The organism is Streptomyces polygonati, assembly GCF_042650325.1.
GTDB classification, from domain to species: domain Bacteria; phylum Actinomycetota; class Actinomycetes; order Streptomycetales; family Streptomycetaceae; genus Actinacidiphila; species Actinacidiphila polygonati.
On the sequence record NZ_JBHSBB010000008.1, the window covers coordinates 223,916 to 239,893 of the forward strand.

The 15,978-nt window shown below is 73.8% G+C and carries 10 protein-coding genes; 3 read left to right on the top strand and 7 right to left on the bottom strand.

Annotation, left to right across the window (positions count from 1 at the left end; all coding sequences use genetic code 11):
* Window positions 1-29 precede the first annotated feature (29 nt).
* The 4 genes from ACFO3J_RS09620 to ACFO3J_RS09635 are packed head-to-tail and all read right to left on the bottom strand — an operon-like array spanning window position 30 to window position 6,056.
* Window positions 30-1,265: a type III PLP-dependent enzyme gene (locus ACFO3J_RS09620; protein WP_386428079.1), complete on the bottom strand. Its 1,236-nt coding sequence runs from the start codon at window positions 1,263-1,265 to the stop codon at window positions 30-32.
* Window positions 1,262-3,073, bottom strand: coding sequence for an IucA/IucC family protein (locus tag ACFO3J_RS09625; RefSeq protein WP_386428082.1), 1,812 nt, complete (start codon window positions 3,071-3,073; stop codon window positions 1,262-1,264). Before ACFO3J_RS09625 ends, ACFO3J_RS09620 begins: the two co-directional genes overlap by 4 nt.
* A complete protein-coding gene (locus ACFO3J_RS09630) occupies window positions 3,073-4,845 on the bottom strand; it encodes an IucA/IucC family protein (RefSeq protein WP_386428083.1) in 1,773 nt (590 codons plus the stop codon). Before ACFO3J_RS09630 ends, ACFO3J_RS09625 begins: the two co-directional genes overlap by 1 nt.
* A complete protein-coding gene (locus tag ACFO3J_RS09635; protein ID WP_386428085.1) occupies window positions 4,842-6,056 on the bottom strand; it encodes an ATP-grasp domain-containing protein in 1,215 nt (404 codons plus the stop codon). Before ACFO3J_RS09635 ends, ACFO3J_RS09630 begins: the two co-directional genes overlap by 4 nt.
* Before the next feature lie 221 nt (window positions 6,057-6,277).
* On the opposite strand from ACFO3J_RS09635, the gene ACFO3J_RS09640 reads away from it, so the two are divergent.
* A complete protein-coding gene (locus tag ACFO3J_RS09640; RefSeq protein WP_386428299.1) occupies window positions 6,278-7,156 on the top strand; it encodes a (2Fe-2S)-binding protein in 879 nt (292 codons plus the stop codon).
* A gap of 28 nt (window positions 7,157-7,184) precedes the next feature.
* Here the strand turns inward: ACFO3J_RS09640 and ACFO3J_RS09645 are convergent, their stop codons facing one another.
* Window positions 7,185-7,673: a PGPGW domain-containing protein gene (locus ACFO3J_RS09645; protein WP_449343641.1), complete on the bottom strand. Its 489-nt coding sequence runs from the start codon at window positions 7,671-7,673 to the stop codon at window positions 7,185-7,187.
* 188 nt (window positions 7,674-7,861) lie between these two features.
* Window positions 7,862-11,935, bottom strand: a complete 4,074-nt coding sequence (locus ACFO3J_RS09650) for a discoidin domain-containing protein (protein ID WP_386428086.1) — start codon at window positions 11,933-11,935, stop codon at window positions 7,862-7,864.
* A gap of 379 nt (window positions 11,936-12,314) precedes the next feature.
* Between ACFO3J_RS09650 and ACFO3J_RS09655 the strand changes: the two genes are divergently transcribed.
* Window positions 12,315-13,751 carry a hypothetical protein gene (locus tag ACFO3J_RS09655; RefSeq protein ID WP_449343642.1) on the top strand — a complete coding sequence of 479 codons (1,437 nt, stop codon included), beginning with the start codon at window positions 12,315-12,317 and terminating at the stop codon, window positions 13,749-13,751.
* 135 nt (window positions 13,752-13,886) lie between these two features.
* Entirely contained in the window at window positions 13,887-15,089 is a 1,203-nt protein-coding gene (locus tag ACFO3J_RS09660; RefSeq protein ID WP_386428089.1) for a cation diffusion facilitator family transporter, read from the top strand.
* Window positions 15,090-15,109: 20 nt separating this feature from the next.
* On the opposite strand, the gene ACFO3J_RS09665 is transcribed toward ACFO3J_RS09660, so the two are convergent.
* Window positions 15,110-15,850, bottom strand: a complete 741-nt coding sequence (locus ACFO3J_RS09665) for an N-acetylmuramoyl-L-alanine amidase (RefSeq protein WP_386428091.1) — start codon at window positions 15,848-15,850, stop codon at window positions 15,110-15,112.
* Window positions 15,851-15,978 lie beyond the last annotated feature (128 nt).

The following is a 15,978-nucleotide window of genomic DNA, read 5'->3' on the forward strand; positions in this document are numbered from 1 at the left end:
TTTGTGAACACTCCTTCTACGGTAGATGCTCAGGATCCGAGGAAGTGAACCGTCGGCCGGGGGTGCATCAGGAAGTCGTGGTGGGAGATGTTCCAGGCGTAGGCGCCGGCCAGCGCGAAGGCCACCCGGTCCCCGGCCCGCAGGCCCGGGGCCGGCACCCCGCGGGCGAGGACGTCCTTGGGGGTGCACAACTGGCCGGTCAGCGTGACCGGACCGGGGCCGCCGGCCGGCCGCGGCCACGGGTGGGGCCAGCCGTCCACCGGGAGGATCGCGCAGGGCTGGTCGTGGCCCTTGGCCGCCGGGGTGCGCAGATGGTGCGTTCCGCCGCGCAGGACCGCGAACTCCTCGCCGTGGCTGTGCTTCACGTTGAGGACATCGGTGACGTACCAGCCGCAGTACGCGGTCAGGGAGCGGCCGGGCTCCACGCGGAGCAGCGGTCCGCGGCGGGCGGCGGTGAGCCGGGCGAGTCCGGCGCCGTAGGCCGCCCAGTCGAAACGCGAGTCGGGACGGGCGTAGTCGACGAGCATCCCGCCACCGATGTTCACCTCCCGCAGCTCGACGCGGTGCCGGGCGGCCAGTTCGGCCGCCCAGCCCACCACCGACGCCGCCACCGCGAGCAGTTCGGGCGCCGCCAGCCCGCTGGCCAGATGGGCGTGCACACCGAGCAGCTCCAACTGCGGGCAGCCGCCGTCCGTGAGCAGCCGCACCGCGGCGTCGGCGCGGGACGGATCGATGCCGAACGGCGCCGGGCGCCCTCCCATGGCCAGCGAGCCCGACTCCAGCAGCCCGTCCGCCACCGGCAGGTTGAAGCGGAGCAGTACCCCGACGCGGCGGCCGGCACCGGTGGTCGGGCCCCCGCCGGGAGCGGGCGGCGGGTGAGCGGCCAGCTCCGCCAGCATGCGCAGTTCGTACTCGCTCTCGACATGGAAGCGGCGCACCCCCCGCGCCAGGGCCGCCGCGACCTCCGCCGGAGTCTTGCCCGGGCCGCCGAAGGCCAGCGCACTGCCCGGCAACACCTCTGCCACATGGGCGAGTTCACCCCCCGACGAGACTTCGTAGCCGTCGACGAAGGGTGCGAGGGCGGTCAGGATCTCCGGCTCCGGATTGGCCTTCGCCGCGTAGTACAGCTCGACGCCCCCGGGCAGCGCCGACCGGACGGCGGCGGCGTGCTCCCGCAGGGCGCCCAGATCGTAGACATAGGCGGGCAGTTCTCCGGTCGGCAGGGACCGGGCGAGATCGCGTACGGACGCGGTGGGGGCGGTCACCGCGCGGTCCCGGCGGCGTCAGGGCGGCCGACGGCACCCCGGGTGAGGTCCCCCGCCAGGGGTGAGGGCAGCCGGACGTAACCCGCCTCCCGGTCGGCGGCCCGGCCCCAGCGGGTGAGCAGATTGGCCTTGGCCGGCAGCGGTTCCCCGGCCAGCAGGGCGGCCAGCCGGGGTGCGGCTCCGTGCCCGGCGGCGAAGTCCTCGATCACGCGCCGCACTTCGGACCACAGGGCCCGCTCGGCCGACGGGTGCAGATCGGCGAGCGCCGAGAGCATCTCGGCGACATGGTTGACCAGCAGGCAGTAGACGAGCCGGTCCCAGCCCCGGTCGGCGTCGTACGTCAGCGGGCCCGCGACCCGGGCGGGCAGCGCGGCCAGGGCGCCGTCGTGGTGCTCCGGCAGCAGTTTGGTGCCTTCCAGGTCGCGGAAGAGGACCTGGACCGGATCGCCGTGGGCGTCGACGCACACCAGCACGTTCTGCAGATGCGGTTCGAGCACGATCCCGTGGTCGAAGTACGCCGCCAGCACCGGTGGGACGAGCAGCCGCAGATACGCCCGCCACCAGCGCAGCGCGGCCGCGCGCTCCGCCCCGCCGAGCAGCCGGGAGATGTGCCCGGGGCCCGTCGGGTACTCGTCCGCGACGGCGGCGGCCAGCAACGCGGTGGCGCCGGGCCGCAGCCGTTCCCTGAGCCCCTCCCGGACGATCACACCGAAGCCCTCCAGCAGCGAGAGGTCCGCCGCCCCGTCCGGCCCCGGCACCGCCAGGCTGCGGAACGCGGGCTCGCGGAGCATGCCGCTGCCCGGGAAGCGGGCCGCCAGGTCGGCGAAGGCGGGAGCGAGCAGCCGGGTGAGGGCGACCGCGCCGGACAGCTCGTAGTGGGCGTTCTTGCGCAGGCAGTTGGTGATGCGGACGTTCAGACTGAATTTGAGGAAGCTCTCACCGTCGTAGACCGTGCGCACCGAGGCGGTGGCGGCGAAGAGGGCCGGGCCCGGGCCCAGGTCCAGCACATCGCCGCGGCCCAGCGCGGCACGCAACGCGGGATGCCGGCCCAGCAGTTCGTACTGCCAGGGGTGCGCGGGCAGCAGCCGGTAGCCGTCGGGCACCGCGGCCAGCCGGTCCAGCGGGCCGGTCGCACCGGGCTCCGCGCCCTCCTCGACGGTCAAGCGGTCGCGTACGGCCAGCAGCCGCAGCGGGAAGCGGGCCCCGGCCTCGGGCGCGTAGGCCGCCCAGGAGGCGGGATCGGCGCTGCGGTCCTTGGGGGTGGGGTGGAAGCGGTGGCCGTAGACCAGCGACTGCTCGGAGGCCAGATAGCGGGCGAGCGGATCGCCGTCCGCCGCCGGACGGGCCGCGCCGAGCCCGGCGGCGACGCCCTGGTGGCTGGAGACGACCTGGTCGAGGAACTCGTCGTTGGGCAGACCGGTGCGGGCCGAGAGTTCCGCGTGCGTGCGCTCGGCGAGCCGGCGCCAGCCGATCACGGACCAGCGGCCGTCCGCGTACTCGGCCACCGGCCCGGCGAAGCGGTGCGCACCCAGCACGGAGGTGCGGCGCAGCGCCACGCGCAGCCGTACGCCGGTGCAGGGCAGCCGCAGCAGCAGGCGGCCGTCGACGACGGATGTCCGCCGCTCGGGCCCGGCCACCTCGCGGAGCAGGCAGTTGAGCAGGGTGTGGGCCACCGCCTCGTCGGCCGAGGCGAGTCGGGTCCGGCCGGGCGGGTCGGCCGGCCCGGTCGGTCCGGCCGGGTCGGTCGGGCCGGAGCGGCGGGCCCGGTCCGCGCGGTCCGCGGGGCCGGTGACGCAGGGCAGTGCCATCAACGGCTCCGCAGAAGGTAGTTGGGACCGGTGGTGTAGTGCTTGTTGATGTCGGACGCTCCTGAGCGGTTCTTGGTGAGCAGCGTGCCCGCGGTGACCATCGCCTTGACGGGCAGCCGCGGGGCGTCCAGGACGTGGGCGCGCAGCGCCGCTCCGGGCCGGCCGGGCCCGTCCCCGAGCCGCCGCACCGCCTCGTCCAGCCGGTGGCGTACGAGGTCGAGCAGCCGGGCCAGCGGGGCGCGGCCGTGCCGGGCCAGGGCGAACGCGAAGGCCCCGGCGCACAGATGGACGGTGATGGTGGTGAACAGGTCGAGGACCGGCCGGTCGTCGTCCACGAAGATCCGCGGATCGGCGAAGTCCGCCGGGCCCACGGCGTCCGGTCCCAGCGTGTCGCGCAGCCGGCCGCGATGGATCCGCGGGCTGTCGTCGTCCCTGAACAGCAGCCGGAGCCGCGGGCGGTCCTCGCTTCCGTCCAGCAGCAGCGAGATGTTCTGCTGATGGGACTCCAGCGCGATGCCGTAGCCGAACAGCGTGGTCTGCCAGTCCAGGAGCAGCCCCAGCACGGCGTCCAGCAGGGCGAGCGGATCGGCGCCGAACCAGCGGTCGGCGAGGTGGTCGATCACCAGCCGTCCGTCGGGGGCCGGAGCCGTCAGCGCCGCCAGCGGCAGTACGAGGCAGTCGTCGAGGCCGGGCGGATGGCGGCGGACGAGGACGGCGAGGAGCTCATGCCCGGCGTGCGCGTACCGCGTCTCGTCGGTGTGCAGGACGAGGCCGCCGAAGCGGGGTTCGCGGGCGGCCACCGCCGCCAGCAGGCGCTGCCCGGCCGCGCCGTCGGTGAGGCTGCCGGGCTTGACGGTCCGCCGGTTGAGCAGGCCCAGGGTCGAGGTGGCCAGCGGCAGTTTGAGGTGGACACCGGGATGCGCGGTGAGGGCGACGGTCCGGGTCGACAAAGTGGGCGCCGCCTCCAGACAGGGGCGGTCCGCCAGGGCGGCGGCGCCTTCGAGACCGGCCGCGCGTAAGGCGTCCCGCAGCGGTCCGGCCGCGGTCAACGGATGGACGGGCAAGGCCAGATGGCTGTCGTCGAGCCCCGGCAGCCCGAGCGCGGACGGCGCCGGCCAGCAGCCGGCGAGACCCGCGATCCCGTCCGGCCCCGCCACGGTGACCGTCTCCTTGGGCAGGGCCACCCAGCGCAGCCGGAAGCGCGGGCCGAACTCGGGTGCGTGGCGGGCGAGCTGGCCGGCCCCGAGTCCGGTGCGGGCGGCGGAGGTCGGGTAGAGGGGATGGCCGGCGCGGGCGGCGAGAGTGTCGAAGCCGAGGCTCGCCGCCGGGCCCCGCCACCGGGCGAGATCGGGGCCGTGCCCGGCCACCAGCCGCGCGGCGACCTCGTCATGTGTGGCGGCCTGGAGCCGCAGCGCGGCCAGCGCGTCCCCGTACTCCGCAGCGAAGGCGGCGAAGCCCGCCCGGTCCTCGGGCGGCGCGAGCGCGCCGAGCGCGGCCAGGACCGCTGCGCCGGTGGTCAGTTCCCCGCCGTCCGGCTCCACCCGCAGCAGCGGCAGCCGGGCGGCGTACTCGCACTGGAAGCCGTCCTCGGCGACCGGCAGCGCGAGCGACCGCCCACCGGTTCCGGCCAGCCGGAGCCAGCGCCCGTCCGGCCGGTCCGACACGGTGCTCCGGGTGCGCAGGCCCAGCACGTCCTCGCGCAGCAGCGTGCCCAGCACCCGCAGCAGCAGCTTCTCCTCGGTCGTTCCGGCGACCGGACCGGTCGCGGTCACGAGCTGATCTCCCACGTCCGCTCGGCGAGGAAACCGGTCACGGCCCGGTCCACGGCGTCCTGTTCGGGCCCGACGGCCCGGACGACGCCCAGCAGGTCGCGGTTGGTGTGGTGCAGCGGGTGATGCTCACCGACGGCGCGCAGCGGACGGTACGTCAGCCGTACGCCGCCGAGGGTCAGATCGGCCGGACCCGGCGCGGCGGTCAGCGTGCCGGCCCGCCGCGCGTAGGGGTAGTCGAGCCGGGCGGCGCGGCCGGTGCGCACCCCCAGCCCGGCCGGCAGGCTCTCACCGAGGTGCACGCGCAGGATGTGCTCGAACAGCGGCACCTCCAGCAGGTCCGCGAGCAGCAGATCGCACTGGTCGCCGATGGCCCGGTAGTTGACCTCGATCAGCCGCGCGCGTCCCCCGGAGACCACGAATTCGGTGTGGCAGGCCCCGAAACCCACGCCCAGCGCGTCCAGTTGGGACAGCACCTGCGCCTCGACGGCCGGCGGACGGTCCGGGACGAACGTCAGCCGCTCCTCTATGAAGTACGGCGGCGGGGACAGCCGGGTGCGGAAACCGCCCAGCACCTGCCGGGTCCGGCCGTCGCCGAGGGTCTCCAGCGTCAACAACTCGCCCGGCAGATACTCCTCGACAACCAGTGCGGCCTGCGGGCGGCGGGCCTGGATCTCCGCGCACAGCCGCGCCAACTCCGCCGGTCCCTCGGCCCGTACGACATCCTCGCTCGCCACCCCCTCGCGCGGCTTGACCACACAGGGGTACGGCACGTCCAGGCCGGCCAGCACGGTGAACGGGTCCTGCCCGGCGGGCAGTTCGACCGACCAGACGGTGTCGGCCCCCGCGGCGGCCAGGGCGCGGCGCATCTCCGCCTTGTCCTTGGTGCGCAGCGCCGCCTGCCAGCTTTTGGCGGGAAGGCCGAAGTACGCCGCGGCCAGGGCGGCTTGGGTCTGCAGGTGGTCGCTGTTGCTGAACACCGCGTCGGGCCCGCGGTGCGCCGAGACGCGGGTGATCACCGCGTGGAAATCGCGGACCGCGCACTCCAGCACCTCGACGTGACCGGACCCGTCCCCGCCCCCGCCGTACACGGCCCAGTGCGCCTCGGGCTGGTCGGTGAGCACGGTGACGTCCAGACCGAGCCTGCGGGCGGCGGGGAGGAACCCTTCGGTGACCGAGTCGGTGGGGTTCAGGGCCAGCAGGTAGAGCTGCATGAGAAGAGATCACTTCCGCGCGCCGAGTCGTCGGCCGGCCGTCGCGGCGACGTCCGGCCCGGAGGTAGGGCGAGCCTAGGTTAGGCATACCTAAGCCTGTCAATTCGCCCCGGCGCGTGTCCCGACTGGCGCGAATGATCTCCGTCATGATGAGGTCAGCCTTACCTAATCGAGTTCGCCTCGGCGACTCTCGACGACAAGGAGCAGTTGTGCCTGTGGCCATGCCATCCGCGCCTGCCGGTCCGGCGGTCGTACCCGTCGCCCTCCTGGCCCCGGCGTACCGACGGCTGGTCGAGCTCTGCCCCGCGCTGGAACTCCGGGTGACCTCGCCCGGCGCCCCGGTCGGCCGGGGCTGGGTGGACGGTGAGCGGCTGGCGGCCGACGGCGCGGTCCTCGACGCCTGGCTCGACGCCGAGGCGACCCGTATCCGGGACCGGCACGGCCGCACCGCCCGCCCCGATGTCGTCGCCTCCCGCGCGCTGCACGGCTACCTCTGGTCGGTCTGCCTGATGATGAGCGGGCCCTGGTACCTCCAGCGGCGCGTGCCGCGGCTGCGCCCGCGCGATCTGCGGATCGATCCGGCGACAGGGCGATTCGCGGTCGTCCCCGCGGACTTCGCCTGCCTGCCCGGGGACCCGGCGGCCAGGCTTTCGCGACAGGCCGGATTCGCCGGACAGGCCGGAATCCGCGTCCTGCCGGACGAGAACGCCCTGCGCGCCGAGCTCCGGTCGGCGGTGGCCGACCACGTACGACCGCTGCTCGGCGCACTCGGCCCGCGGCTGCGCCGCGGCGCCCGCGCGCTGTGGGGGATGGCCGGCGACGATCTGGTGTCCGGCGTCTGGCACCTCGGACGCGCCCTCGGCGAGGAGGAACAGGCGGTCCTGGCGGCCGGGGAACTGCTCCCCGGACCCGTCGCGCCCTTCCCCGGCGGCGCCGACTTCCGCCATCTGGCGGACCGGGAGGGACGCAGGCTCCCGACCCGTACCCGGCTCGGCTGCTGCCTGCATTACACGATCCGGCCGGCCGAGACCTGCGGGACCTGCCCGCGACTGTGCGACGCGGAACGGCTGCGCGCGGCCGACGGCCCGGCTTCCCGCTGACCCGCTCCCGACCGGCCGGCCCGGGATGTCAGGACCGGGGCCGGGAGCGGTGGACCCGGCGGTAGCTCCAGACCAGCAGGGCGAACACGATGACACCGGAGAAGATGAGGCTCGCCCCCGTCGTCCAACCGGTGGCCGGCAGCCAGTCCAGCACCGCCACCCCCCAGACGACGCCCGCGGCCACGAGCGCCAGGCCGACCACGGCCGAGCCGGCGATCCGCCAGCGCGAGGCCACGCTGCCCTCGGCCGCCAGCATCGCCCGCACCCGGACCGGTTCGACATAGCGGGCCACGGCCGGCACCGCGCGCGAGAGCAGGATGAGCCCGGCCAGGACCAGCAGCAGCCCCGGCCCCGGCAGCACCAGCAGGGCCACCCCGACCACCAGCAGCAGGCCGCCCGAGACGCCCAGGGCCAGCCGCTTCATCAGGGGGAGCCTGGTCGGCCGCGCACCCGCGCCGTCCTCGGACTTCTCGTCCGGCGTCGGTTCCCCGGTCTCCGCCCGCCGCGCTCTGCTCACCCGTCCACCGTAACCGGGCGATGATCGACACCGGACCGCGACACCGGGTCGATCCGGCCCGACCGCGGGACGGACCGGCCCCGGCCGGGGAGTTCCGGGGGCCGGTCCGGTCGCCGGCCAGGCGTCCCGGTCCGTCCCCCGGCCGGCCGGCCGGGGGGACGACCAGCGGTTTCCCGCTGGACGGGCGGCTACGCCCGAGTCACCGTCCGGGCGACGTTGTAGCCCTCGACCCGCAGCGCGGGGCGGCCCGAGGCGAGCGCCTCGGCAGGCCACGAAAGGGTGACGGTACGTGACTCCCCGGGCAGCAGCCAGAGGTAGTTGTCGCCGTACAGCGTCGGCAGCACCCGCTCACCGCTCCGGTCGTCGAGCAGCGCCAGCCGTACCATCGCCGCGACCGCCGAACCTCGGTTGGTCACCGTCGCGGTCAGTTCCTGGCGCGCCCCCGACCGGGTCACCCGGCCGATAGCCGAGGACACCTTCACCGGTTTGGCGCTGTTCAGCGCCCGCATGTCGGCCGTCTCCCGGTAGCGCCAGTAGGTGTTCTCCGACAGGACCCGGCCCTTGCCGTCCTCCAGGCCGAGCCGCAGGAGGTGGAAGTCGGGCAGCGCGTCCGTCCAGCCGGCCGTGAACGCCTCGGTGGTCGCGGACGAGGCGACGTCCACCGCCGCGCGCCGGGTGGAACCGACCTGCCGGCCGCCGAGGTCGAAGACCCGGGCCGTCACCGTCGCGCCCTTGAGTCCTCGCGGAGTGTGATTGACCGCGATCACCTGCCAGTCCACGCCGTCGGCCTGGACATGGAGGGGCTCGCAGGCCTTGCGCGCCCCGTAGTAGGTGCCGTTGACGTCGAAGTCGTAGTCGTAGGTCTGCCACACGGTGCTGTGCCAGGCCGGGTGGGACATCCAGAGCATCAGGCCGCTGGCGTCCTTCCACAGGTTGGCGTTCCACGCCTCGAACATGGCACGGGTGTTCTCGTAGTTCACCAGCTGCGCCTTGCGGGTGAAGTCGTCCAGCCCGCCCGCGGTGTCCAGCCGGGCCTCGATGGCGGCCTGGTAGTTCTGCGGGGCCTGATTCCCCTGGGTGCTCCAGTCGTGGTAGTACCAGGCACCGCCGACCGGCCACTCCGGTTCGTCCCCGACCATGTTGCGGGTGCTCTCGGCGGTGGACACCACCGGCATGCCGATCTCGGTGTGGAAGCCGAAGCTTCCGCTGCCGTAGGTGGTGGGGGAGAAGTAGCGCTCCGGGTCGATCCAGCCGTAGGGGCCGCCGCCGGTGATGATGCCGCCGGCCGAGTTGTTCTGGTAGAGCACCCCGGGCGCCTGCGACTGCACCGCGTCCCGCATGCCGTTGTCGATCGCGGCCGGCGGATTGCCCTCGTTGGCGCCGCACCAGACCACCACGCAGGGGTGGACGCGGTAGCGCAGCACGGTGTCCGCCGCGATGTCGTTGTACGCCTGGTGGTCCGGCGGGTCCATCGCCCAGGCGTTGGGGAAGTCGTTCCACACCAGCAGGCCGTGCTCGTCGCAACTGGCGAAGAACTCCTCCCGGTTGCTGGAGGCCACCCAGTTGCGGATCATGGTGAAGTTCATGTCGCGGTGCATCCGCACCGCCGCGTCCATCCGGGCGGCGGGCATCCTGCGCAGCAGTTCGTCCCAGCCCCAGTTGCCGCCGCGGCAGAAGACCCGCACGCCGTTCACGCTGATCTTCAGCGGGTCCGGGGTGTTGTCCACCGTCTTGACGTCGGTCCACACCGAGCCGTCGTCGGAGACCTGGATCACATAGGTCTTCGGGTAGGCCGCCTCCCACACGACGACCACCCGGTCGAAGGACACCGGGGCGCCCAGGTCCACCTGGATCCACTGGTTGTCCAGATACTCCGACGACCAGCGGGAGTTGGGGTTGCCGTCGGTGGCGTTGGCGGCGGGGTTGGACGGGTCCTCGGTCGAGGCGGTGGCGGTCCTGCGCAGCGCCAGGTCGGTGCTGGGCGAGGCGCTGTCGATGACCGCGAGGCTCCACAGCGAGTTGCCCCAACTGGTCGCCCGCGCACCGCCGCTGATCCGCACATAGCGTGCGGTACGAGCGGTGAAGTCCTCGGTCTGCAAGCTCGCGTCACCGGCGTTGAACGGCAGCGGCACCGCGGTGTTGTCCACCGACTTGGCGTCCGTCCAGACCGAGCCGTCGGTGGAGACCTGCACCACGTACGTCTGCGCGTACGCCTGCTCCCAGACCAGGTCGACCCGGTCGAAGGCGACCGAGGAGCCCAGGTCCACCTGGATCCACTGGTTGTCGTCGAAGGAGGAGGACCAACGGGTGTTCGGGTCGCCGTCGGTGGCGTTGCCCGGCTGGTCGGCCGGGTCGTCCACCGTCGAGGAGGTGGCGGTCTTGTGCAGCGCCAGGTCGGTGTTGGGCGAGGCGCTGTCGAACACCGACAGGGCCCAGAGCGACGAGCCCCAGCCGGTCGCGCGAGTCAGACAGTTGACCCGGACGTAGCGGGCCTGGCGGGCGCCCAGGTCCAGCGACTGCGTGTAGGCGTCGCTGCCGGCGGTGAAGGGCAGCGGCACGGCGTACTCGTAGCCGAACTGGCGTATGCCGAAACGGGTGGTGCGGCGGTCGCTCTCCCGGCCGCCGACCGAGGCGGTCAGCGTGAGGTCGTGCAGGTCGGGCTGTCCGTAGCCGTTGGGCCACCACAGCTTCGGGTTCCGCAGCCGCAACTGCTCATAGGCGTCCGGGGTGAAGGTGACCTCGACGCTGCCGCCGGCCGGCACGGTGACCGTCTGCGACACCCGCACGGTGTCGAAGGAGGCGGCGACGGTGACCCGCTGGTCGGCGGAGTCGGCGTTGCGCACCGGGACCACGACGGTCAGCTCGGCGGTGCCGGTGTCGGGCAGATCGGGGAGCTCGGTATCCACCCGGGGGTCGCCGATCACCGCGTGGCCGGTCGAGCGCAGCCGCACATGGTTCCAGATGCCGGCCACGCGGTCACGCACGGCCGGCATCCAGTCCCAGCCCGAAGCGGCCAGATACGTCGGCGAGTTGCGGTTCATCACCTCGGCGCCGGCGTCCACGAAGGACAGGCCCTCCGGTCCCTTGTCACCGGGACTCCCGGGGATCGGCATCGGCGTGATCTTCACCGCCAGCGCCTGCTCGCCGCCCGCGGCCAGCAGCGCCGTCACATCGTGTGCGGAGCGGGCGAAGGGATACGTCAGACCGCCCACCCGCTGGCCGTTGAGCCAGATGTCGGCCTCATGGTTGACGCCGTCGAACTCCAGCCAGACATGGCGGCCGGAGCCGGTCTTCAGGCCGCTCGGCAGCCGGAAGTCGCGCCGGTACCACCACGCGTGGCGGGACAGCGCCTCCGGCACCCGGAGGTTGTTCAGCCCGGCGACCGGGTCCGGCAGCCGGCCCTGGTCCACCAGTGTGGTCAGTACGGTGCCGGGGACGGTGGCGGGCAGCCAGCCGCTGGTGTCCACGGCCGGCCGGGACAGGTCCGCGCCCTCGCCGCCGGCCCAGTCGTCCATGGTGAGCGTCCAGCCCGACTCCAGCGGCACCGTGCCGTCGGCGGCTACCTGGAGCGCGGGGGCCCGGTGGTCGTGCGTGCCCCAGTCGGTCCAGCCGGTGGCGGCCGGGCGGTGGCCGCGCGCCGTGCCGAACACCTCGAAGCCGTTCAGGCCCAGCGGGTTGGCGTTGGACCGCTTGCGCACGGTCATCCGCACCCAGCGCGCGACCACCGGTTCGGCCAGGTCGATCCGCGTGACGCCGCCCGTACCCGAGGTGGTCCGGTACAGGCTGGTCCAGGAGCGCTGGTCCCGCGACGACTCGACCACGAAGTCCACCGCGCAACTGGACAGGATCTCCTGGCCCGTCGTGCCGTCCCACGGGTCGCCGCCGGTGGAGGGCACGAACACCGGGTCGCTCACGGTGGCCTCGAAGGTGAGACGCACCGACTCGACCTCGCAGTCCGCCTGCAAGTCGACGCAGATCCACTGCGGATCGCCGTCGGCGGCGCGCCAGCCGGTGCCCCGGACCCCGACCGAGTTCACCTTGTCGACCACGAACTCGCCCGGGGTGGGCGCGTAGTCGGTGGACGACACCGTGATCGGGCGGTAGGCGGCCAGTTCGCCGGGGGAGGAGCCGCCACCGGGGCCCTTGGGCTCGGCCGCCGAGCTGCTCGCCGGGAGCGCGACACCGAGGCCGAAGCCCGCGAGCAGGGTGGAACCGGTGGCGACGATCGCCCGACGGGAGGGGTGCGAGGACTGATTCGACATGTGCAGGTGGTCCAATCCCATGTGAGCCCAACGGAGCATGCGGCTCGCCGCGGCTCAAATGACAACGTTGCCATAGGCTTTAATCCGATCCCGGTTCTGTCAAGACCCGTGGCCGGGCCGGTTGGGACGGGAGGGGCCGCGGGAGCGGCGGCGACCGCCCCGGCGACCCTGCTGGAGACCGGGGAGAAGGGGCCCTGGCTACGCCGACGGCGGCCGGACGGCCGGGAATCGGCCCCCGGTTCCGTATCCGGACGGCCGTGTCTCACCGACGATCGAGCGGGGTGCGCCTAGGCTGACATTCACCACTATGTATCAGAAAACGTCGGCGGGGACTCCCGCCCCAGCGCGCGCACCGCAGCGGTCCGCCGGGCGCCGGCCGGTGCCCTGGCCGGCCGCGGTCTGTGTCGCCTTCTGCCTGGTCCAGTTGGCGGTGGTGGCCCCGGGCAGCGGACTGGGCTGGGACGAGACCGTCTACACCAGCCAGGTCAGCCGCTCGCTGCCCGCGGCGTTCTTCAGCGCGCCCCGGGCCCGCGGCATCACCTTCCTGGCCGCGCCCGTCGCCGGGTTCACCACCTCCACCGTCGCCCTGCGGGTGTGGATGGCGGTGCTGTCGGCCACCGCGCTGTTCATCGCGCTGCGGGTGTGGCGCACCCTGATGCCGGCGCCGGTGCTCGCGCTGGCCGGCGGACTGTTCGCCACGCTGTGGATCACGGTCTACTACGGCCCGCAGGTGATGCCCAATCTGTGGTCCGCCTTCGGGGCGCTGGCGGCCACCGGCTGCTTCCTGCGCGCGGTCCGGGACCCCGCCGACCGGTGGGCGGTGGCCGGGCTCGGATCGGCGGTCGCCCTGACCGGTCTGATGCGGCCGCTGGACGCGGTGTGGCTGGTGGCGCCGCTGGCGCTGGTGGCGCTGTTCTTCCGGCGCGCCCGGCGACCGCTGCTGTGGGGAGTTCTGGCGGCCGGACTGGTGCTCGGCTGCGCCGAGTGGGTCGTCGAGGCGTACGTACGCTACGGCGGCCTGACCGCGCGGCTGGACCGGGCGAGCGAGATCCAGGGCGGCACCGGCTGGAACTTCGCGGTGGACGACCAGATCCGCGCGCTGAACGGCCGTACGCTGTGCCGCCCGTGCGATGTCCCCTGGCGGGGCAAGGTCACCTCGCTGTGGTGGTTCGCGCTGCCCTTCCTGGCGGCCGGCGGGTTGGTGGCGTCGGTACGGGCCGGGCGGCGGAGCACGGCGCTGCTGCCGCTGCTGGTCGCGTCCTTCACGGCGCTGCCCTACCTGTTCCGGGTCGGCTACGCGGCCCCGCGATTCCTGCTGCCGGCGTACGCGCTGCTGGCGCTGCCGGTCGCCTCCTGTCTGTGGGCCCTGGTCACCGCGCCGGTCGGCCGGTGGCGCCCGGCGCTGATCGGGCTGGTCACCGTCGCGCTGTGCGGCCACCTGTCGATCCAGTTCGCCACCACGGCCGCCGACGTCCGCGCCAATCACGCCATGCGGGTCGCCTACGACGCGGTCGCCGCCCGGCTGCACGCCGCCGGGGTCCGCCCGCCCTGCGTGCTCACCGGTGAACACGCCGTGCCCATGGCCTACTACACCGGTTGCGCCTCCCGGCAGATCGGCGGCTCGGACGGCAGCATCACCCTGGCCGGCCTGCTCGCCGCCGCCCGCGCCCGGCCGGTCGCGGTCCTCGTCCCCGCCTTCGGCCGGCCGCCCGCGTACGCGCGCTCCTGGCACGTCGTCACACTGCCGGACTCACGCTCCTTTCCCGGCTACCACGGCTATGTCGCACCGCTCCCACGCGGCGCGGCCCGGCCGTGAGCGGACGAGTCCGGCCCGGGTCGACCGCCCTCGCCGCCGGGCGGCGGCATTCTCGCAATTGCGAGTGCGTCGCACCTGGTCAGAGGCCGTACCACGGCAATAGCCGCAAGGGGATTCACGTGGGACGGTAGTCGGATGGACGCCAGCGGGCACACTCACCGACCGGGTCGCACACCCCACCATGAGCACGGTCACGAGCCCAGCCGTGAGCACGGGCATCAGCACGGGCATCAGCATGGCGACGGCCACGGCCACCACCACAGCGAGGGCGAGCACGGCGCGCACCGGCACCCCGGCGGCCGCCGGGCGCCGCTGCGGCACCGGCTCGCGCACCTGCTGAGGCCGCACAGCCACGAGGCGATGGACAAGGTCGACTCCGCGATGGAGACCTCCGCCGACGGCATGCGCACCTTGTGGCTGTCGCTGGGCGTCCTGGGCGCGACCGCGCTCGTCCAGGCGGTGATCACGGCCCTGTCCGGATCGGTGGCCCTGCTGGGAGACACGATCCACAACGCCGCCGACGCGCTGACCGCCCTCCCGCTCGGCGTCGCCTTCGTGCTGGGCCGCCGGGCGGCCAACCGGCGCTACACCTACGGCTACGGCCGGGCCGAGGACCTGGCCGGGATCGCCATCGTGCTCACCGTCGCCGCGTCCTCGGCGCTGGCGGCGTACGAGGCGGTGCAGCGGCTGCTCCACCCGCACGACGTCAGCCACCTGTGGGCGGTGGCGGTGGCCGCGCTGGCCGGTTTCGCCGGCAACGAATGGGTCGCCCGCCACCGTATCCGGACCGGCCGCCGCATCGGGTCGGCCGCCCTGGTCGCCGACGGACTGCACGCCCGTACCGACGGCTTCACCTCGCTCGCGGTGCTGCTCGGCGCGGGCGGCGCCACCCTCGGCTGGCGGTGGGCCGACCCGGTCGTGGGCCTGCTGATCACCGTCGCGATCCTGCTGGTGCTCAAGGACGCCGCCCGCGAGGTGTACCGGCGGCTGATGGACTCCGTCGACCCCGCACTGGTCAGTACCGCCGAGACCGCGCTGCGCGAGGTCGACGGCGTGCTCGGCACCGGGCAGGTGCGGATGCGCTGGATCGGGCACACACTGCGCGCCGAGGCCGACATCGTCGTCGACCCGCACCAGAGCGTCGTCGCGGCCCACTCACTGGCGGTCGCCGCCGAACACGCCCTCATGCACGCCGTTCCCCGTCTGACGGCCGCCACCGTGCACACCGACCACGCCACCCACGGCGGTGACCCGCACGCCTCGCTCGCCCACCACGCCGCCGGGGACACCGGTGGGCACACCGCCGGGCACAGCACCGGGCACACCGCTCGGCACTGAGGCCGCCGGGGCCGGACGGTTCACCAGGTGGCCTTCTCCCGCAGCGCGGCGGCGGCCTTCCGCACCAGCGGGAGCGCCGCGTAGAGCGCGTCGCCCGGGCAGTCCGTCTCGAAGGTGTCGCGGTGGCCGGAGATCACCTGGAGATCCGCCGAAGTGCCCTTCGGATAGCGGCTCTCGTCGTTGCTGGACACCAGCCGCACCCGGCCCCTCGGGTCGATGCCCGGGTCGAGCTTCCACGCCGCTATCGAGGCGACGGCCCGCAGCATCGCACCCGGCACCTTCTCGCCCTCGCCGAAGCTCCCGAGAGCGGCTATTCCGACGGTGTGGGCGTTGAAGCCCTCGGTGTGCGCTCCCCGCACCGCCCGGTCGACCCCGCCGGCCCGCCCCTCGTAGATGCCGCCGCACCGGTCCACGACGAAGTTGTAGCCCATGTCGTCCCACCCCATGTCGTGGATGTGGTGCTCCTCGATCGACCGCAGCATGGCGGGGACATCGGCCGTGCAGTCGTAGTCGTTGGGGTGGTCCGTGTGATGCACGAACACCGCCTTGACGGAGTCGTCGTACTGCGGCTCGGAGTGCACCGCCCGCTCGTCCGCGTGCCACGCCGTCCGCCCGACGACGACCGGCCGCAGCGCCGCCCGGTGCAGGAGGGCGACCGCGCGGTGCCGTGACTCCTGCGGGTGCTGCTCGGGCGCGGAGCAGGACATGAGGAGGGCGAGGCAGAAGACCGCCACCCCCGGCTTGAGCCTGTGAGGCCGCATGGCGTCCAGCCTGTCCCGGATGCCCGTACGCGACATCCGCAAGGGGTCGTTCGGGTGAAGGGTGCCCGGACGGGTGGTCATGGTCCGTGCGCGGTGGGACGGGCGCCGTCGCGCGGTCCGGTCCCGGC